This is a genomic window from Metabacillus niabensis (genome assembly GCF_902829255.1).
GTDB classification, from domain to species: Bacteria; Bacillota; Bacilli; order Bacillales; family Bacillaceae; genus Metabacillus; species Metabacillus niabensis.
Genome location: NZ_CADEPK010000002.1, coordinates 1 through 18,917 on the forward strand (window position 1 = coordinate 1; position 18,917 = coordinate 18,917).

General features: G+C 36.1%; 19 protein-coding genes. 3 read left to right on the forward strand and 16 right to left on the reverse strand.

Annotated elements, in window-relative coordinates; genetic code table 11:
* Nucleotides 1–269: 269 nt before the first annotated feature.
* Nucleotides 270–482, reverse strand: a complete 213-nt coding sequence (locus HU235_RS00370) for a hypothetical protein (protein WP_174879067.1) — start codon at nt 480–482, stop codon at nt 270–272.
* Between the two features lie 121 nt (nt 483–603).
* On the opposite strand from HU235_RS00370, the gene pdaB reads away from it, so the two are divergent.
* Complete coding sequence (gene pdaB / locus HU235_RS00375; RefSeq protein ID WP_095301404.1) at nt 604–1,365, forward strand: polysaccharide deacetylase family sporulation protein PdaB; 762 nt, start codon at nt 604–606, stop codon at nt 1,363–1,365.
* Nucleotides 1,366–1,442: 77 nt separating this feature from the next.
* On the opposite strand, the gene HU235_RS00380 is transcribed toward pdaB, so the two are convergent.
* Entirely contained in the window at nt 1,443–2,048 is a 606-nt protein-coding gene (locus HU235_RS00380) for a KinB-signaling pathway activation protein (RefSeq protein ID WP_174879068.1), read from the reverse strand.
* Nucleotides 2,049–2,193: 145 nt separating this feature from the next.
* Here HU235_RS00380 and gerD point away from each other — a divergent pair, with 145 nt between their 5' ends.
* Complete coding sequence (gene gerD / locus HU235_RS00385) at nt 2,194–2,775, forward strand: spore germination lipoprotein GerD (protein WP_095301402.1); 582 nt, start codon at nt 2,194–2,196, stop codon at nt 2,773–2,775.
* 43 nt (nt 2,776–2,818) lie between these two features.
* On the opposite strand, the gene HU235_RS00390 is transcribed toward gerD, so the two are convergent.
* From HU235_RS00390 to HU235_RS00405, 4 genes are all read right to left on the reverse strand, one after another.
* Nucleotides 2,819–3,868 (reverse strand): P-loop NTPase, encoded by a 1,050-nt coding sequence (locus HU235_RS00390; protein WP_095301401.1) that lies wholly within the window; start codon nt 3,866–3,868, stop codon nt 2,819–2,821.
* 87 nt (nt 3,869–3,955) lie between these two features.
* Nucleotides 3,956–4,669, reverse strand: a complete 714-nt coding sequence (cwlD, locus tag HU235_RS00395) for an N-acetylmuramoyl-L-alanine amidase CwlD (protein ID WP_174879069.1) — start codon at nt 4,667–4,669, stop codon at nt 3,956–3,958.
* A gap of 78 nt (nt 4,670–4,747) precedes the next feature.
* A complete protein-coding gene (locus HU235_RS00400; RefSeq protein WP_174879070.1) occupies nt 4,748–5,185 on the reverse strand; it encodes a DUF2521 family protein in 438 nt (145 codons plus the stop codon).
* Nucleotides 5,186–5,316: 131 nt separating this feature from the next.
* A complete protein-coding gene (locus tag HU235_RS00405) occupies nt 5,317–6,795 on the reverse strand; it encodes a SulP family inorganic anion transporter (protein WP_174879071.1) in 1,479 nt (492 codons plus the stop codon).
* Nucleotides 6,796–7,446: 651 nt separating this feature from the next.
* Between HU235_RS00405 and HU235_RS00410 the strand changes: the two genes are divergently transcribed.
* Complete coding sequence (locus tag HU235_RS00410; RefSeq protein WP_174879072.1) at nt 7,447–8,208, forward strand: IclR family transcriptional regulator; 762 nt, start codon at nt 7,447–7,449, stop codon at nt 8,206–8,208.
* Between the two features lie 183 nt (nt 8,209–8,391).
* Here the strand turns inward: HU235_RS00410 and HU235_RS00415 are convergent, their stop codons facing one another.
* From HU235_RS00415 to HU235_RS00460, 10 genes are all read right to left on the reverse strand, one after another.
* Nucleotides 8,392–9,342, reverse strand: coding sequence for a sugar kinase (locus tag HU235_RS00415; protein ID WP_174879073.1), 951 nt, complete (start codon nt 9,340–9,342; stop codon nt 8,392–8,394).
* A gap of 50 nt (nt 9,343–9,392) precedes the next feature.
* Entirely contained in the window at nt 9,393–10,388 is a 996-nt protein-coding gene (kdgT, locus tag HU235_RS00420) for a 2-keto-3-deoxygluconate transporter (RefSeq protein WP_095301395.1), read from the reverse strand.
* 169 nt (nt 10,389–10,557) lie between these two features.
* Nucleotides 10,558–11,388 (reverse strand): 5-dehydro-4-deoxy-D-glucuronate isomerase, encoded by an 831-nt coding sequence (gene kduI / locus HU235_RS00425; RefSeq protein WP_174879074.1) that lies wholly within the window; start codon nt 11,386–11,388, stop codon nt 10,558–10,560.
* Nucleotides 11,389–11,865: 477 nt separating this feature from the next.
* Nucleotides 11,866–12,555, reverse strand: a complete 690-nt coding sequence (alsE, locus tag HU235_RS00430) for a D-allulose 6-phosphate 3-epimerase (RefSeq protein WP_095301393.1) — start codon at nt 12,553–12,555, stop codon at nt 11,866–11,868.
* 138 nt (nt 12,556–12,693) lie between these two features.
* Nucleotides 12,694–13,788 carry a PTS fructose transporter subunit IIC gene (locus tag HU235_RS00435; RefSeq protein WP_095301392.1) on the reverse strand — a complete coding sequence of 365 codons (1,095 nt, stop codon included), beginning with the start codon at nt 13,786–13,788 and terminating at the stop codon, nt 12,694–12,696.
* Nucleotides 13,789–13,817: 29 nt separating this feature from the next.
* A complete protein-coding gene (locus HU235_RS00440; protein WP_095301406.1) occupies nt 13,818–14,270 on the reverse strand; it encodes a PTS sugar transporter subunit IIA in 453 nt (150 codons plus the stop codon).
* A gap of 31 nt (nt 14,271–14,301) precedes the next feature.
* Entirely contained in the window at nt 14,302–14,619 is a 318-nt protein-coding gene (locus tag HU235_RS00445; RefSeq protein WP_145584867.1) for a PTS fructose transporter subunit IIB, read from the reverse strand.
* Nucleotides 14,619–15,068, reverse strand: coding sequence for a PTS sugar transporter subunit IIA (locus tag HU235_RS00450; protein WP_145584865.1), 450 nt, complete (start codon nt 15,066–15,068; stop codon nt 14,619–14,621). The genes HU235_RS00445 and HU235_RS00450 overlap by 1 nt, the downstream gene beginning before the upstream one ends.
* Nucleotides 15,058–16,548: a BglG family transcription antiterminator gene (locus HU235_RS00455; RefSeq protein ID WP_145584863.1), complete on the reverse strand. Its 1,491-nt coding sequence runs from the start codon at nt 16,546–16,548 to the stop codon at nt 15,058–15,060. Before HU235_RS00455 ends, HU235_RS00450 begins: the two co-directional genes overlap by 11 nt.
* 775 nt (nt 16,549–17,323) lie before the next feature.
* The gene (locus HU235_RS00460; RefSeq protein ID WP_174879075.1) at nt 17,324–18,901 is read right to left on the reverse strand and encodes a SagB family peptide dehydrogenase; all 1,578 of its coding nucleotides are present in this window, start codon (nt 18,899–18,901) and stop codon (nt 17,324–17,326) included.
* Between the last annotated feature and the right edge of the window lie 16 nt (nt 18,902–18,917).

Consider the following 18,917-nt stretch of genomic DNA (forward strand, 5'->3'; position numbering starts at 1 on the left):
GCCAGGATCAAACTCTCCAATAAAGTGTTTGACTTGCTCATTGTGTACTTAATAGTACGATTTGTTGTTTATCGAAATTAACGTTGGCACGCTTGGTTTTGTTTAGTTTTCAAAGAACATTCATTTCAACTTCTTTTCAGAAGCGACTTTATTAATATAACATCTTTCATTTAGTAAGTCAAGATGTTTTTTTAATAACTTTTATTGCTTTTTTAAATCATCCGCTGTTTGAGCGGCGATTTATAATATATCATCATTTATTTAAGAGATCAACCTCTTTTATAAACTTTTTTTCGTTTTTTTGAGAACTTCATCATTAACACGTTTAATAAATGGTTTTTTTCTTCTATTGCTTTCTTAACAAGATGTGACCGTTTATTTATTTCATCTTCCTTTAATAACTCCTGTACGATGTTGATTTCTTTTTCAATTAACATTTCAAGCTCTATTCTCTCCTTTTCTGATAACGTATAGTAAATCAAACATTCCACCTCATTAAATCATTTTTAAATCTATTTTATCTTTTTTCTTGCATTTCTAATCATTTTCACAAAAGTCCAAGCATAGACTTGTCACAAAGAAGCTCGGACGAGGAGGACTAGGATGAATCAGTTTCATGTCATTCATATGAGGAAAATTAAGCAACTTGCAATGATAATGCTTGCTGCCTTTTTTACTGCTGGAATCATATATGTAGAAACCGTATTAAACTATCCCGTATTTTCTACTTCAAGTGGCCCTAAGGCGATTTATAAAGGTGAGGAAAAAACAAAGGAGGTTGCGTTAACATTTGATATTAGTTGGGGAGATGTAAAAGCAGAGCCGATTCTCGATACTTTAAAGAAACATAACGTAAGCGCAACGTTCTTTCTCTCTGCATCATGGGCCGAAAGACACCCTGATCTTGTTAGTAGGATGGTAAAGGACGGTCACCAAATCGGAAGTATGGGATATGCATATAAAAACTATACTGATCTTGAAGCAAGCGAAGTTAATAAAGATTTACTAATGGCACAAGAGGTTTTTAAAAAACTAGGGGTTAAAAATATTTCTTTATTAAGACCACCTAGTGGAAACTTCAATCGAGAAGTACTTAATATAGCAGAAAAGCACGGTTATACAGTCATCCATTATAGTATAGATTCTAATGATTGGCAGAACCCAGGTATTGAGAACATCATTCGTAATACAACTTCTTCAATTAAAGGTGGCGACATCGTCCTTTTACATGCCTCTGACAGGGCGAAACAAACAAATAAGGCACTTCCATCTATCATTAATGAGATTAAAAACAAAGGGTTAAAAAATGTAACTGTCGAAGAATTAATATCGAACGCGGAAACAAAAACATCAGAGATAAAGTAATTAGAAAAGAGCTAGCGAGAATGTACTACACCCCAAAAGTTAGTAGAAAAATCTAACTTTTGGGGGTCACCTCAGGACTAGCTCTTTTTTGCTTGAGTGAATTTAGGGAGCATTAGGAGTTGAAAGGCATTACAAAATTGGATTGGTATTAGCATAAGAAGTAACCAATCTTCCTCATTTACTCTAAGCGCTGGAAACCACTCAATTGTAGTTACTACAACCATGAAAAATAAAGCAGGTATAAACGCTTCCTTATTCGTTGATGTTCGCTTAAAGTATGCAACAATTAGGCCAACAACTAATATGTAAATAGCTATTAACACATAAGGGATAATTGATTCATTATCCTTCGCGAATACCTGAAATCGGAAATAAACTAAATCAAATAAGACAAATGCTATTAATACAATTTGAGCTAAGTTCCACATTGAAATGGAACGAAATATTCCCAATCCAAAGCGATGTACTGTTAAATATGCGAAAAAACCCATTTGGCTAATTACGCTAAATATTAATCCGACTCCAAATAGCCAAAATAAGACTGAGATAATTTCTAAAAAATCAAATTTTATAAATAGATCCTGATAATCTGACCACCTTAATGCAAAACCAATAATCCCTGTTGATATACCGCCTACAAGTAAAGTACTTAGAAAAAAGCGTACCCAATTTCGACTTTTCACAACAATATCCTCCATAACATTACTATTATTGATTTTACCAATCCTTTTGTTAAATTGCTACATCATAAGTTTTTTCCTCGTATAAATTCGTTCATCTCATTCAAAAATATAAACTGTAAAGAAAAATTGAAAGGAGCTTGGATTAATGAAGAGATACACGCTCCTCATAATTCTTGCATTATCGCTATATGTGATGCTTTCTGGGTGTGCACCTCGCGAAGAGGCCGGATCCCAGATGGATTATGATGAAACGAAAAAAATGATGATAGACATACTCGAAACTGACGATGGCAAAAAGGCATTGCAGGAAGTCATGAAGGCTGAGGATATGCAGCAAGCGTTAATTATGGATCAAAAAACCGTGACAGAGACAATTCAAAAAACACTTACTTCTGAAGAGGGAACTAAGTTTTGGCAAAAGGTATTTGAAGACCCTAAATTCGTTGAGAGCTTTGCAAAAAGCTTACAGGAAGAGCATGAAAAAGTCATAAAGGGGTTAATGACCGATCCGGAATATCAAAAGCTTCTTATCGAGGTATTTCAAGATCCTGAGATGGAAAAAAGCTTACAAACCTCTCTAAAAAGTAAAGAATTTAGAGAGCATCTAAAAGAGGTCATTTCGGAAACTCTCGAAAGCCCATTATACAAAGCTAAAATCCAAGAAACACTATTAAAGGCTGCTGAAGAGGCAGGAAAAGGCGAAGAGAAACCCAAAGGTGATGAATAAGGTAATTTATTGATAAACAAAAAAGCGCTGAAACCAGCGCTTTTTAAACATGTAATAATTCTACCACTTGCTCAGCAATTGTCTGATATATTCTACCAGTTGAATGAGTCTCAGCATAAACTGATGGAGCAAAATCATCCTCATTCCAATCTGGTTGTTGAAGAGGTATTTTTCCTATTAGTGGTACACGAAGCTCTTCAGCTAGCTTTTCTCCACCGCCACGTCCAAAGACATACTCCTTTTCCTTCGTTATTGCACTTTCAAAGTATGCCATATTTTCAATAACTCCGATTATTTCATGGTCTGTTTTCAGTGCCATTGCTCCCGCTCTTGCCGCAACGAATGCAGCAGTAGGATGTGGAGTTGAAACGATAATCTCTTTACAGGATGGAAGCATAGAATGAATATCCAACGCTACATCACCTGTTCCTGGAGGAAGATCAAGCAAAAGAATGTCCAAATTCCCCCATTCAACTTCATGAAAGAAATTATTAAGCATTTTCCCTAACATTGGGCCTCTCCAAATAACCGGTGCATTATCCTCAACAAAAAAGCCCATTGAAATGACCTTTACCCCAAATCTGTCAACAGGGATAATTTTTTCACCTCGAACAACAGGTCGTTTTGTAATCCCCATCATATCCGGTACACTAAACCCGTAAATATCCGCATCAATTAATCCAACCCTTTTCCCTAAGCGAGCAAGAGCTACAGCAAGATTTACAGATACAGTTGATTTACCTACTCCACCTTTACCACTGGCAATTGCTAAAAAGGTCGTTTTGCTATTTGGACTTAGCAAATCTTCATTTGTTGATTGGTCTTGAAAAGCCGAAATCGTTTCTTCAGGAAGCTGATGAAAACGAAGTCCAACAGATTCCGCTCCATTTTGTTTAGCGAGTGTGACAATTTGCTGTTGTAATTGTAGCTGTTCAGCTGAATTTGGCTTTGAAATTCCGATTTTAAAACTAACATGTGCTTTTTCTTCTTTTATTTTTATTTCCTCAATTGCATTTAATTCTTCTAATGTTTTATGTAAAAAAGGCTCTTGCAGTTGTCCGATGATTTTACGTAATTCTACTTCTCCTAGCATCCTAACCACCCTTTTTGATTTCGTTTACATTCAGTATACCATAACAAAATCAATAGTTAGAGAATGAAGCCTTGAACAGAATTTATATTAATCAGGTGGGTTTTCTTCATTTGAAAAATATCTTAGGATGCCGTTATAAATTGATGCTGCTACTTCCTCTTGGTATTCTTCCGTTGACAGCATTTTTTCTTCTAACGGATTTGATAGGAAACCTACTTCTACTAAAGCACCAGGCTTTTCAACCTTATTAAGCAGATATATCCCATTTATCGGTTTTGCTACTCGTTCTGTGTTCTCCAGATTTCTCCGTAGTTCATCTTGGATAAATTTCGCGACGTTTTCATTTTCAACGAATTTTCCATGATAGAATGTTTGAGCACCGCTCCATTTAGCAGAAGGTATAGCATTTAGATGGATACTAAGAAAAAGTTCAGCCTCTGATTCATTTATAATTTCAACCCGTTTTTTTAAGTCCTCTACTTTCCGTCTGCTATATCCGGACGTATCCTTATCAGCTAAGTCAACATCCTCTTCTCTTGTCATCAAAACAAGCGCACCTTGCTCTTGAAGATAATCCCTTAACTTTAAAGAGATACTAAGAGCAATATCCTTTTCTTGCAACGTGCTCCCAACAGCTCCACCATCAGGACCGCCATGTCCAGGATCTAAATAAATAACCTTCCCTGTAAGGGGCAAATTCCATGATTCCCATGAATTATTATCGGAAAATTGCCATTGAAATAGGAAAAGCAACAATATAAAACCAGCTAAAAAGCCAAACCATTTCATTTTCTTTTTCATACTTTCCCCTCCTGCTCGTCCTCATTTCAATATATGGGACAATCAGGAGGAATATGATAATCAAAATAGAGGATTTTTCTAATGAAGTCTTAACTTATATCGCTTCTCACCCTTAATAAAACCTTCCTGCCAAAACGTATGGATATAATGCTCACTCGCTATATATAATTCATCATATGAGACATCGTTTATCTTAACTTTCCCCCAATTAAGAAAGTAATCATAAAATTCATCAATTAACCGTTTTTCTTCATGCTGGCATCTTTTATTAGCAGCATCCATTGTCTCTCCATAATAGCCAAAACGACTGTATTTAGCCCCTAACAAAAAGGCTTCAATTGCATAATCTACACATGCTTCTTCTATTATTTTTTTCCTGGCATTGTCGATCATTTTACCGAAGCAAAAGTTCATTTGATGTTTTATTTCTGTTAAAGAAAGCTCCCTAAGCATTTTTTTCTCATATTTCAATTCCTTTTGATATCGCTTTTGTTTAATCGAAATAACGTCACTCATATCGAAAGCCTCCTTATATGTATTGTTCATCCCTCCTGACATATCATTCGAGAAATCTCTTCCAATTTTCTTAGCTATTATTATCTAAACAAACAAAAAAGAGCATCAAAATCGATGCTCTTTTTATCCTTTTAATGGTTTACAGCTTTTTTCAATCCATCTGGTTTTGTATGGACAGCTATTCGTTCCATTAGCTTATTGCTTTCCGCATTTAAGCCACTTAAGTTCACTTTAACCCCATTTTGATGGTACTTTATGACGACCTTATCAATAGCACCAACTGCTGAATCATCCCATAAGTGCGCTTGTGATAAGTCCAAATCAATTTCCTTTACATCCTCTTTATAATCAAAGCTATCAACAAAGTCAGTAACAGATGCAAAGAACAATTGACCAGATACTTTGTATACCTTTTTCGATGCACCAGCTGATGAAATGCTCGTTACTTTCACCTTCGATATTTTAGCAGCAAAGAAAATCGCACTCATGATAATCCCAACAAGAACACCTTTAGATAGGTCATGTGTCATAACAACTGTAACAATAGTCGTAATCATAACTAAAGTATCTGTTAATGGTACTTTGTGAAGGGTCTTTAAAGCAGACCAGTCAAACGTTCCAATCGAAACCATAAACATAACTCCAACAAGTGCTGCCATTGGAATTTGAACTAAAATATCATTTAAAGCAATAATAAGAACTAATAAAAATCCTCCCGCGACAAATGTAGACAATCGGCCTCTCCCACCAGATTTTACATTAATAACAGATTGGCCAATCATCGCACATCCAGCCATTCCACCGAATAAGCCAGAAACAATATTAGCAATCCCTTGTCCACGTGCTTCTTTATTTTTATCGCTTTCCGTATCAGTCATATCGTCAACAATTGAAGCTGTTAATAATGATTCAACAAGCCCAACAATCGCAATAGATAATGAATACGGGAAAATGATTTGTAATGTTTCAAAGTTTAAAGGAACATCCGGAAATAAAAACACTGGTAACTGCTGAGTTAATTCGCCCATATCCCCCACTGTTCGTACATCACTGCCTGTCAAAACCGCAATGATGGTCATGACAACAATTGCAACTAATGGAGCCGGCACCACTTTGGTAAACCGCGGTAAAATATATATTATAGCAAGGGCTCCTGCTACCATTGCATACATTTCCCATGATTCACCCTTAAAATGAGGCAATTGTGCGGTAAGGATAAGAATTGCTAATGCATTCACGAAGCCAGTCATGACGGATCGGGGAACAAATTTCATTAATTTGCCCAGCTTCAAGATTCCCATAATGATTTGTAGAACACCTGTTAATAGTGTTGCAGCAAGAAGATATTGCAAACCATATTCCGAAACTAATGACCCCATTAACAGTGCGGTTGCTCCTGTTGCTGCCGAAATCATTCCAGGTCGACCACCGACAAAAGCTATTGTTACTGCGATGCAAAATGAAGCATATAATCCTACCATTGGATCTACACCAGCAATTAAGGAAAACGCAATTGCTTCAGGAATTAACGCAAGGGCTACAACAATTCCCGCTAATATATCTCCCTTGATATTGCCAAACCATGAATATTTAATTGTACTTAAATTCAAAATGACACCTCTTCCATTAATTTTAGTTGTGACTTTCAACTCTCATGAAAGTCGGGTCCGTTCATAACAAGTGAATTATATAGAGATTTGCCGTTTTTGTGAAACTACATGTAAACGTCATCAATCAATAATTGCTCTTATATGCTCTTCAATACTATCTCTATCATTGAAATCAAAAAAACAATAAAATTCCCTTTCCTAATTAATCCAAACTACTTTTCAGTTAATAGAAAGAGAAACAATGATGTTTAAGGAAATACAGGTTGCCGGAGACAGTGTCTCACATTTATGGAGGCATCTCGCTTTGAGGTTATGCTATCAATAGCGTTCATGATAAGTACAGACTAGCTTCTTTATTTTACTTAATAAATTTCAAGACTATCACTATTGTGAAAAAGTATGAATTTCTCCAATTACTACCCGTTATTATGTAAGTCCTTGATAAAAATGTATCTTCATCACCTTTCTCAGATATCATCTTTGATTTTTTATAAAATTTCATTATTTCCCTTTCATTCTAGCTCTCCATGACCATTAAATGTGCTAGATAATTAAATTTACATTACTATAGCCTTGCCGTATCATATAGTAAAACACTGTTTCATTATTATTCTCCTATCAAATCATTATGTTAAAAGAGGTAGATTATATATGTCTAATGTTCAATCACTGGAACGAGCTTTAACAATATTGAACAAGCTTTCTGAATATCCAGAAGGTATGCAAATTACCCGTTTATCAGAGCAACTTGGATTAACGAAAAGCACGATCCATCGAATGCTAGCAACTTTATCAAGCATGAATTATGTTATTAAGGATGATAAAACAGACAGATATAAGCTCGGGTATCAAATATTGTTTCTCTCAAGGAATTTATTAAATAATACAAATATCATAAGCATCGCAAAGCCATATTTAGAAAAATTATGTCAAGAAGTCAATGAAACGGTTCATCTATGTATTGAGGACCGTGGTGAGGTAGTTTACATCGATAAAATCGAAAGTAACCAAACAGTCAGAATGTATTCTCGTATCGGCAGTCGTGCTCCACTGTATTGTACAGCAGTAGGAAAAATTTTATTTTCGGGGATGAAAGAGGATAAAAAGAATGAACTGATTTCAAATATGACGTTCATTCCAAAAACATCTACGACTATCACCTCTAAGGAAGAATTTCTAGGGGAAATTAAAAACGTTCAAAACAAAGGATATGCTTTAGATAATTGTGAAAATGAGGCCGTTCTTCGCTGTATTGCATCTCCAATCTATGATCACGATGGAGAAATCATTGCAAGCTTCAGTATCTCTGGCCCAAATAATCGAATGACCACTGATTTTATTGAAGAGTCTTTAGTAGATAAAATGAAACAGTACAGTATTGATATTTCAAGAAATCTCGGATATCGCGGTTAATAACGGACTATTTTAAAAAAAACGATGTTAAACATGCTGTTGATTTCCGTTTCAGGCATCCGCTTTCCAAGGGGGTTCGGGAATTTCTCGGCAAAAGGACTGTGGATCTCCTATAACCTTTAACATAGGAAAATAAAAAAAGGAGAGAAAACAAGCTTCTTGTTTTCTCTCCTCAAGTATATTCTAGGAATTAGCTACTGATCCTTTTGCAATTACCTCAAGCTTTTCCCTATCAGGCAAACCATCATTGTCTCCAGGTGACATAACAGCTAGAGCACCAATAATCGTTCCACGTCTTACTGCTTCTTTTATAGGTAACCCCTCTAGAATTCCACTAACAACACCAACCGCAAAGCCATCCCCAGCACCTACAGTATCGACTACTTTTTTTACAGGATACCCCTCGGTATAAAATTGTTCTCCATCTGAACTTGTAAAAGCACCTTTTGCACCTAATTTAATGACAACAGTTTTAACCCCTGCTGCATGATAAAATTCAGCAATTTCACGCTCATTTTGTTTCCCAGTTAATAGTTTTCCCTCGTCGATTCCCGGTAGAACAATATCTGCCTGAAATGCAAGGTCATTGATTACATGTGCCATCGTTTCCTCGCTATCCCAAAGGCCAGGTCGCAAATTCGTGTCAAAGGAAATTTGTATACCTTTTGCTTTAGCTTCTTTTATTAGCTCGTAAATCATATTGCGGCAGCTTCCAGATAATGCGGGAGGTATTCCGGTTAAATGCAGATGATCAAATTCATCCCACTTTATATTTGCTAGCTTTTCAACATCCATATGAGAAGCAGCTGAATGTTTTCGAGCTGAATGTACCTCCGGATCTCCACTTGCTACCTTTTGCTTCCACTGCATTCCTGTTCCATAATTTGATTCAAACGTGACAAGTGATGTATCTATTTTATTTTGATCAAGAAATTTTTTTATATATTTTCCAAAGGGATCTAATCCCACTTGTGAAATATATGTTACTTGATGTTCTAATCGCGACATCCCAATAGAAAAATTAACCTCTGCACCTGCTACAAAACGACTATAATGCTCAACATCCTCCAATGGTCCTTCCTTTTCTGCTACAAATAAAGCCATCGGTTCCCCTACAGTTAAAATTTTACTCACCTTAAAAATCCCCTCCCGAATGTTGTCATAAAGAATATTGTCATGCAAAACTATAAAACAGTAGCGTTATTTTCATCCTTTATAACAGGCTTTTTATTTTTCTTATCCATATGCTTTGACCAATATGCTGTTAAAATTGGTACTAATATCGATGTAACAATGACAGCTGCAGCAACTAACGCAGTAGCTGACTGTGCCTCTGGAAGAAATTCAGGTTTAATTTCAGCGATAATCATTGGATTTGCTACTGCTGCACCAGCTGTACTTGATGCCGCAATCCCTGCTGTACCGTTTCCTCCCCCAATAAATTTATCTGCAAGCATCAATGGTATTCCTGTTACAATAATCACTAGAATGCCAAGAATGATTCCTAAAAGACCCGTTTGTGCAATAACAGTTAAATCAATTGTGTTACCTAAAGCGAATCCGAAGAAAGGAATCATCGTATGTGTTGCCTTACTAAAGAAATTACGAAAATCTTGATCTAAGTTTCCAAGAATAAATCCAACCACAAATGGAAGCACAGCACCGACAAATGCCTGTGGTTCAAATGCAGCTAACCCCGTTGTTCCGAGAATTAACATCGTTACTAATGGTCCTGATTCTAGCGACATTAAAACAAATGCACCCGCTTCTTCTTTTGTTCCATACTGTTGCATAATAGAAGCATATAAACCACCATTTGTCATATCCATCATAGACACTAGTGCAAGAACTGATAATCCAGCAAAGAAGCCTGATTGAATACCACCATCAGGAATAAACAGAGACGCTACAATTGCCACCAACCAGGCAACTGCTATTTTCGTCAATACAAGCGTTCCGGATTTTCTTAATACTGTACCAGTTGCTTTAATATTAATTCCTGCTCCCATACAGAAAAACCAGACAGCTAGTATCGGTACAGTTCCAGTCATCAATCCATTTGTAAATGAACCGAAATACTCCCCTGATTCTGGAGCAAGTGTACGAATAATAGCTCCAAGAAACAATGGAACGAGCATTAGACCCCCAGGGATCTTTTCAATCGTCTTCATAATCTTCATAAATATCTACCTTACCTTTCAAATTAAAATGTGTAATTTCAAGGCTTAATTAGATAGAGTTGACTTTTCATGCTGCTCATGCGTTCTTTATCTATTATGAAATCAAAGGAAGTTTTCTTATTCTTTAGGCGTCTTCTATATTGACCCCGATTTTTGGATTTATTTTAACCTAGCGTAATTGTTCAATTGATACGGCATCCATATCATTATAGGTTTTGTTTTCTCCTGCCATTGCCCAAATAAATGTATAACTACTCGTTGCACTTCCACAGTGAATTGACCAAGGAGGTGAAATAACGGCTTCTTCATTTTTCATGACGATATGTCTTGTTTCTGTTGGCTCTCCCATCAAATGAAACATTCTTGATTGTTCATCTAAATCGATATAGAGATATACCTCCATACGGCGATTATGTGTATGAGTTGGCATTGAGTTCCATACACTGCCAGTATTTAATTGTGTCATTCCCATCACAACCTGGCAGCTTTGGATTCCTTCATTATGTATCATTCTCCTAATCACACGATCATTGGCATTTTCAAGTGAACCTAATCGATCTCCTTCAACGTCCTTAAATGCAACGTGCTGAGTTGGATATTCCTTATGTGCTGGTGCTGAAAACAAATAGAATTTTGCTGGATTTTCAGATCCTTCACTAGTAAACAATAATTCCCTTTTACCCAACCCAACGTATAGGCAATCCTTATTTTCCATTTGATACTGCTCACCATCTACAGAAATGCTCCCAGGACCACCTACATTAAAGATCCCAACCTCTCTTCTCTCTAAAAAGTAATCTGCTTTAATTTCATCATAGCCTTCTAAAGAGATTGCTTCTGTAGTTGGTGTAATCCCACCAATGATTGCTCTATCTTCCATCGTATAAACAAGCTTTATTTCATTTGGTACAAACAATTCCTCAATGAGATAATGCTTGCGTATATCCTCTGTCGTAAATGCCTTTACTTGCTCTGGATGTGTTGAATATCTTATTTCCATAATCTCCATCTCCCTTATATTGTCTTTTTAAATTAAGCGTTTTCATTCACTGGTGAATAACAACAATCCGTAAAACAACTTTAGATTAGACTCAAAATTTAACATTCAACAACAACTTGTTCCACATCGTGGTATGGTGTTCCATAAAATAATTATAGCGTTTTCACAAGCGAATTACTAGATAAAAATTGACAAAAATAATGGTGAATTGTTTTTTCATAAAAAAATAAGACTACTTAAGTAGCCTCTCCTAAACAAAATTAATAGGCATTTATCATACAATAGATAGTAGTAGAGCTAATATAGTGGAGAAAAGGGAAAGTAACAGTGGAATTTATTTTGTTAAATATAATTAGCTTCTGAAAACATGAAAAAAGTGAAATCCACCGTTGATTTCACTTTTTTCATGTTTTTGAGGAATATGCTGCGTTAAACCTCTTGACGCATAGCGGGGGTTGCACCAGTTCCTTTATATTATTATGATATTACTTTCCCAGTCATGTCCTCATAATCATTACACATGATTTCCCATGATTTTTCGATATCTTCATCTAATCCAAATAAACCGCTACGACCTACGATATAAATATCAGGGCCGGCTTCATCAATTCTTTTAAATGTTTTTCGACTAGATGATCCATCCATCTCAATAACATATTGATATCCCTTTTCTTCTCGTAGTTCCCTTAACGCTACAATTTTATCTAAGGTGCTTTCGATAAAACGTTGCCCAGCAAACCCTGGATCCACTGTCATAATTGTAATTTTATCTACTAATTCAATATAAGGAAAAATCGTTTCAATAGGTGTTTCTGGATTTAATACTACTCCTGCTTTTAATCCAGCATCATGTATTTGATCAATTAATCGAAAAGCCAAACCATCAAGTACTTCTGCATGCATACAAATCCATTCGCACTTTAAATCAATTAATTGTTGAACCCAGAAACTTGGATCCGTTACCATAAGATGGGCGGACATTGGTAAATCACTTATTTTTCGCACTTCTTCGATAAACCAAGGCGATAAAGTAATATTGGGAACATAATGCCCATCCATAATATCAATATGATAAGAGTCTACATGATTGTTTAAAAAAGTAATTTGTTCTTTAAACTTATCTAAGTCCATTGTCATCAATGATGGTGAAAATTCTACTTTTCTCATAATCTGTTTATCCTCCACAAAACCGTTATTTTCTTTTGAAATAATAGTAGGGCTTGTCGTCACCCCATCCACTAGCTCTGAAGTATTGTTCCGCTTACATTTTCTGCCTCTACACATTTCATTTCACTTGCATTTTGCTTAAATAATTTGAATATCATCTAAATCAATGTCTTCCTCTTCTACTTCTACTCGCTCATCTTCTTGACTGACATTTTTCTTAAGCAATGCCAAAGCTACCCCTGTTACAAGAGCATTCACTAATATGGCTACAGCTCCCGTCCATGGTTGAGACATCGTTGGTAACATCAATACGCCACCAAATGGGACAGTTGCATCTGCTCCTAACACCATCGTTACGGCTCCACCTGCTGCTCCACCAATCGCTACTGCCGTTACACAACGTACAATATCATTCATAACAATCGGAATAACACCTTCAACAATATTAACAACACCCATTGGAACTGCCGATTTCAATGCCTCAGTTTCTACTGGTGTATAGATGTTTTTTCCAAACATTTTTGCTATAAAGTAAGCTAACCCAAATCCAATAGGTGTTGCTGTATTTACTAATTGTAAAGCAGTAATAGGTCCATTAATTCCTTCTGCCTGTATTGTCAATACAAAGGCAAATACAGTTTTGTTAATAGGCCCACCAAAATCAATCCCACTCAATAAACCTATAATTGCACCAAATACTAACAATGAAGAAGACCCTAAACCGTTCAATGCATTTGTTAATAGAGATGTAAAAGCAGCGACCGGGATACCGATAATGTAAACCATGATTAACCCACCAATAATAGAGGTCAAAAATGGAATAATTAAAGTTGGCATTAATCCTTTAGCCCAGCTTGGAACTTTAACATGTTTTAAAACAGCTACAGCAAGATAACCCGATAAGTATCCTCCTAAAATCCCACCAATGAATCCAGCACCAATTGCATTAGCAGTTAAACCAATTATAAAACCTGGAGCGATCCCTGGTTTTCCTGCAATTGAATAAGAAATCCCTGTAGAAATAACGACAGGTAGTAAACCTAAGCCAGCCCCACCCATGGTTGCTAAAGCATCCCAAATGGAAAACTCACCTTGTACTAATGTACCTTGACTAGTACCTCCAAAAGCCATACCAATTGCGATTAAAAAACCTGCACCACAAACAATTGGAATCAAATATGAAATTGCAGTCAATAAATGACCTTTAAGATTTAAATTTTTTATTTTACTCATCTTTACCCCCCCTATTACTAAAAGTCTTTTTAATTACATAAAGCATCTTTCACGTCTTCTGCATCCTTCGACTTTAGCATTTTCTCAACGACTTCATCGTTTCCTAATTTTCTTGCAAATAGTGATAATAATTTTAGATGTTGTTGTGATCCATCATTTTCTTTTCCTACAGCAAAAAGAATGATTCCCTTTACACCTTTCCCATCGAGCGTCTCCCAAGGGATTTCTTCCTGTGTAATCCCAATCGCTACTCCTATTTTTTTTACAGAATGACTATTACCATGAGGAATCGCAATATAATTCCCGATTCCAGTTTGTCCGACTGCTTCCCTAGCATAGATATCTTTTAAAAACCCTTTAATATCTGTAATGTATTCATTTTGGAGCAATACCTCTGCTAATTCTTGGATGGCTTCTTCCTTGCTTTTAACATTTATGTTGGTTTTGATTGTATTTATATCGACAATATCTTTTACTTCCATCATATTCCCCTCCTATTTTTGATGGCTTAAATTATTTCTTTTGGTTTACAACTTCTACCGCTTTTTCAATTAATTTATTTGGTGATTTTACAGCTATTTCTGTTGACACTTGGATGATTCTTTTCCCTTCAAAACGTTCTCTTCCCGCGATTTTAACATCTACGGCTAAGATAACGATGTCTGCTTCATCGATCTGTTTTTGAGACAGTTCATTCTCTGTGCCAATCGTTCCTTGTGTTTCAATATGAATTTCATGGCCTGCTTTCTTTCCGGCATTCTCTAGTTTCTCCTGTGCGATATATGTGTGTGCAATCCCAACTGTGCATGCAGCAACTCCTACTATTTTCATTATTTTTCCTCCTGATTTTTTAAAATTTCTTTAATAAAGCTTTCTTTTTCACGGCTATTCAATAATCGGGTTAAATACTCTTCATCTGCTAAAGAGCGGGTGAATAAGGCTATTTCCTTCTTTATTTGAACGCTTTCATTTTCCTTTAATAAAATAACTATCAATAAATGGATATCCTTTGTCTGGCAATCCCATGATCGGATTGGACTTGCTAACCGAATCAATAGAATTTGACTCTTCTTTATTTGATTACTTTCGATATGAGGCAATAACACATGTTCAGCAATTAAAGTGCTGCCTACTTTTTCTCTTTCATTTAATTGATTGATAACTTCCGCTTTTTGCGAAGGATTATCCTGACATACGATTTCAGAAATAAAAGAGTGTACTTCTTCTTTTGTTTTTAAGACACAATTAAAATAAACTTGATAGATTGAATTAATCTCCATGATAAATTTCCTCTATCTTTCCCTGAAGTCTTTTCTGATCATCAATTGTAAACATCGCACTTACTAATAAATAAGGAATCGGTACGTCTTCCTTAATATGAACAGTACTCAGGATCAATTCAGCATCTGAGTATTTCTCTTTTATCATTTTTATATTTCGTGATGCTACTACATCAACTATTTCTAACTCGGGAAATTTCTTTGAAACTTTTGCTTTTAAAAGCTCTGAAGTTCCAATTCCTGTCGTACACATGATTAGTGTTTTTATTGGGCGTTGATATTGGCCCGTTTCAATTGCTTTTGCAAAATAGAGGGTGATAAACCCATTTTCATCGTCATTTATAGCTGGTAAGTTGAATTTTTCACCTACCAATTCAGATACGTTTGTTACACCGAAAAATACTTCTTCATACGTTACCTTAATCTGACTTAACAAGCTGTTATTCACTCGAATTTTATGCTCCAATCGATTAAGCATCGGCTTAATATGGTTGGCTAAATCGATAAAAATGGATTGACTGTCTATATCAATTCCTAAACTAGTACTCATCCCGTCAATATATGCTTTCGTCACTTGGATAACTTTTGATGAAAAAGTCGAAGTTTTAACAAGAGATCCCTGCATTCTTGATGACACTAAATACTGATAAAGAAAGTAAATCTCAATATCTGGCAATGAACTGTTCAAATACTTTTCAATATTATGGACAATATCTTTTGCAACCGGATATAAAATATCTCTTTTCATATTTTCCATTTCTTCAATCGAAATCTTATCGGTAAACAGCCTAGTAGGAACTTTTCTTGAGCGACTTAGTAGTATATACAGATGCGAGAAAATGTTTACATTATATGGATAGGGAATTGTTATATCTAAATCCTCTTCAATCTTTCTTAGTTGATCCAATATAAACAAAACATCGTACTGATTAAAACTAAGTTCTTGATTCCTTTTTAAATCATCGATATCAATCGTATTAAAGATTTCAATAATATCTTTAATGGCCTTCCGAATATTAACTTCATCCCCTTGTATGGCAAGTGTTCTATTTTTTCGCTCCAGAACTAAATTGTACTTTTTAAGCTCTTCGCTCATTATCTGTTCGTCATTAAAAGCAACGGAGTCTCCTACATGATAATGACTGAATAAGTGGTAAACATTTATAGGTTTAGGCGAAGACAACAATAGTTCTTCCATAATTCGTTTACGTCTCTCGTTAGGGGAAAATTGTATTTCTTTGTATTTATTATTGTTTTTTTGATAATTAATAAATTTTTCGTAATCGAGTTTATACCCTCTCCCCCTTTCAGATATAATTAAAGGGCTGTCCACGTACTCGTTGTTAATTTTATTTATTAAACGATATACTGTTTTTTGAGAAACATTTAGTACTTCTAGGAGATCCTTTGAAGTAACATAACCTTGATTTTTTGAAAGAAACAGTAACAAATCTTGTTCACGGTTACAATTTGAACTCATCTCCATGCCTCCCTGATAAAATACTAACACACAATATAAAAGACAATTCGCTGAAAAATGACCGTTGCAACGGTCACTTTTTTTTAGACATTCTATAAGGCGTTTCTAAAATCGACACTCTCTATTAAAACGTTAATAGAGGCAAGGACAATTTCCCTTGCCTCCCTCAATAGGAAAATCACTGAGAAGATGATGAAAAACTTATATTTTGTATTAATGATATGAAACCTTCTGTAAAGCTACAAAGATAGCCGCGCAACGATGCTGCGCCTCTATCTTGGTGGTCTTATTATGCTTATTTATGGTTTCCATATAAAACTATTCTTTCGGGTCGTAAAACTTCATTATATGGAGTGACACATTGTTCTTTTAGCAACGTTTCATCTTAAAGCTGTATTATTTTCCCACTTTCTAATTTACTTCTACATTCTTTCAATATTTGTTTCTTGGTATAATCATCAGTATTAGAAAATAACCCCTGGGGCAAAGAGCTTCAGGAACGATTAAGGCATTCTGGTATTGAAAAGACAATGAACATATATACACATGTTACTAACCTTTTAGAAGAACAAACGCACAAAATTTTCAAAAGTACATTTAGCTATGAAATGTGGCCGTGTGGTTAATATCGTGTCCTCGGGTCAAAAACTATTTTCGCAAATAAAAAAGACCCTTTCCACATAAGTGAAAAGAGTCTTTGAAACGCCAGTAATTAACGTTTTGAGAATTGAGGTGCAAGACGAGCGCCTTTAAGACCGTATTTTTTACGATCATTTTAGCTATGCAAACTTCCCCTCAGCCAAGGACGAGGGCGATAGGGACCAATCGGAATTTGAATTAGGCTGGTCTTTCCTTGTTGATCTATTTTATAGAGTTTATCGCTCAATTTCGCATCAAATCCAAGAAGCGGGTGCCCTCCCATCCCGAGAGCTGATGCAACCAAAAGCAATCGTTGCACAAGCATGCCTGCTTCCATCTGTTGGATTCGGTAGCCCCTATATCCTAGTTCCTTTTTATAGAATTCCTTGTCACCAACCACATGCAGGCAAAGTGGTACTTGAAGCAAATTCACATTATCCAGAGACATTCCAGTCTGCAAATGGAGTCGATGGTCACCTGGGCATATTTCTCTTAATGAGTGCTCTGTGCTGTCATAATAGTAAGTCCCATTTGAAATACCCTCGACATTATATAAACAGCTGTAGATTGTTACACGCGGGACATTCCTCCTATATGCTTCATCCAAATCATTTCTGTATGAAAAAGAAGCCATTGCTTCTTGAAGAAGGGTGGCCAGTTGGTGTTGACTCACTTTCCCCAAAACAAAATCCATATCAGGAGAAAATCGGTTTCCACATGCCTCGGCAAGATCATAAGACAGAGAATTTAGATGAGGCAATGCCACAGTTGAATCCTCACGTTCCGCAATTTCACTCCCCTTAATCACCCGAAATGACCATGTGGAATCCAGCTTAGAAGCTTCGTTCATCGCAGTTATCATCGGACATTCTTTGACACTAAGTGACCGCTCGAAATGTTCTGGTTGAATCGCTGGCAACTCCTGTCTCAATTCCTCCGATATAATATTTCTGTATAGGTCCCTTCCGTTAGTAGACCAGATGGTGGCTTCCACAGATAATGGGATTACACTATATACGCTCTCCTCCTGTTCGGATAGTCCAAGCAGATGATTGATTGCGGAATCAAGAAATTGAAAATATACACCTGAGGCGAAGCCAAACCGTTTCGCTACCTCCATTAACTGTCCAATTAGCACACCAGCATCCAATCCTTGGAGTCGATACGCAAAGTTGTTGTATTTAAAGAAATTTTTCCAGAACATTGTTGACACAAAGATAGTACCAAAACACGAGGAGATGTCACACCGATTGCCCAGAGCCCTGGTTAAATAGGAATCGAAATTCCCCTCCCGTAGCAATACCAGACTATGGTGTGCTACATCATAATGGTAGACTCCATCAGGAAGTCCCTTTATCTTCAAATACAAATACAATTCGTTAGGGTACAACGCTCCACCAGAAGGCGCAAACCGCCTATATGACTGCAAAGGGTAGAAATCTTTTTCTTTGGAATCTATTGGAAAGACTGATTGGCTCAATTGAGTAAAACCGAATACATACCAGAGAAAATGACCGACTCTATTAAGGTCCAAACTTCCGGGAGGTTCTCCTTCAGTAAGCGTCAATGGTACTTCCGTGGACAATGGAACAACCGGTAAACCACGGTAAAGTTTATATGCAAGCGGTGCATCGTCCCAATCCGTTTCCCAGTTCGGCTGATTTGCCTTATCAATATCAAAATGCAGATTGTACAGAAACTCTTCCAGACTCATCTTCTACCTCCTAATC

Excerpts from the sequence above, each read along its gene's own strand:
- pdaB (WP_095301404.1), top strand. The coding sequence starts at position 604 with ATGAATCAGTTTCATGTCATTCATATGAGGAAAATTAAGCAACTTGCA.
- gerD (WP_095301402.1), top strand. The coding sequence starts at position 2,194 with ATGAAGAGATACACGCTCCTCATAATTCTTGCATTATCGCTATATGTG.
- HU235_RS00390 (WP_095301401.1), bottom strand. The coding sequence starts at position 3,868 with ATGCTAGGAGAAGTAGAATTACGTAAAATCATCGGACAACTGCAAGAG.
- cwlD (WP_174879069.1), bottom strand. The coding sequence starts at position 4,669 with ATGAAAAAGAAAATGAAATGGTTTGGCTTTTTAGCTGGTTTTATATTG.
- HU235_RS00400 (WP_174879070.1), bottom strand. The coding sequence starts at position 5,185 with ATGAGTGACGTTATTTCGATTAAACAAAAGCGATATCAAAAGGAATTG.
- HU235_RS00410 (WP_174879072.1), top strand. The coding sequence starts at position 7,447 with ATGTCTAATGTTCAATCACTGGAACGAGCTTTAACAATATTGAACAAG.
- kdgT (WP_095301395.1), bottom strand. The coding sequence starts at position 10,388 with ATGAAGATTATGAAGACGATTGAAAAGATCCCTGGGGGTCTAATGCTC.
- kduI (WP_174879074.1), bottom strand. The coding sequence starts at position 11,388 with ATGGAAATAAGATATTCAACACATCCAGAGCAAGTAAAGGCATTTACG.
- alsE (WP_095301393.1), bottom strand. The coding sequence starts at position 12,555 with ATGAGAAAAGTAGAATTTTCACCATCATTGATGACAATGGACTTAGAT.
- HU235_RS00435 (WP_095301392.1), bottom strand. The coding sequence starts at position 13,788 with ATGAGTAAAATAAAAAATTTAAATCTTAAAGGTCATTTATTGACTGCA.
- HU235_RS00440 (WP_095301406.1), bottom strand. The coding sequence starts at position 14,270 with ATGGAAGTAAAAGATATTGTCGATATAAATACAATCAAAACCAACATA.
- HU235_RS00445 (WP_145584867.1), bottom strand. The coding sequence starts at position 14,619 with ATGAAAATAGTAGGAGTTGCTGCATGCACAGTTGGGATTGCACACACA.
- HU235_RS00450 (WP_145584865.1), bottom strand. The coding sequence starts at position 15,068 with ATGGAGATTAATTCAATCTATCAAGTTTATTTTAATTGTGTCTTAAAA.
- HU235_RS00455 (WP_145584863.1), bottom strand. The coding sequence starts at position 16,548 with ATGAGTTCAAATTGTAACCGTGAACAAGATTTGTTACTGTTTCTTTCA.
- HU235_RS00460 (WP_174879075.1), bottom strand. The coding sequence starts at position 18,901 with ATGAGTCTGGAAGAGTTTCTGTACAATCTGCATTTTGATATTGATAAG.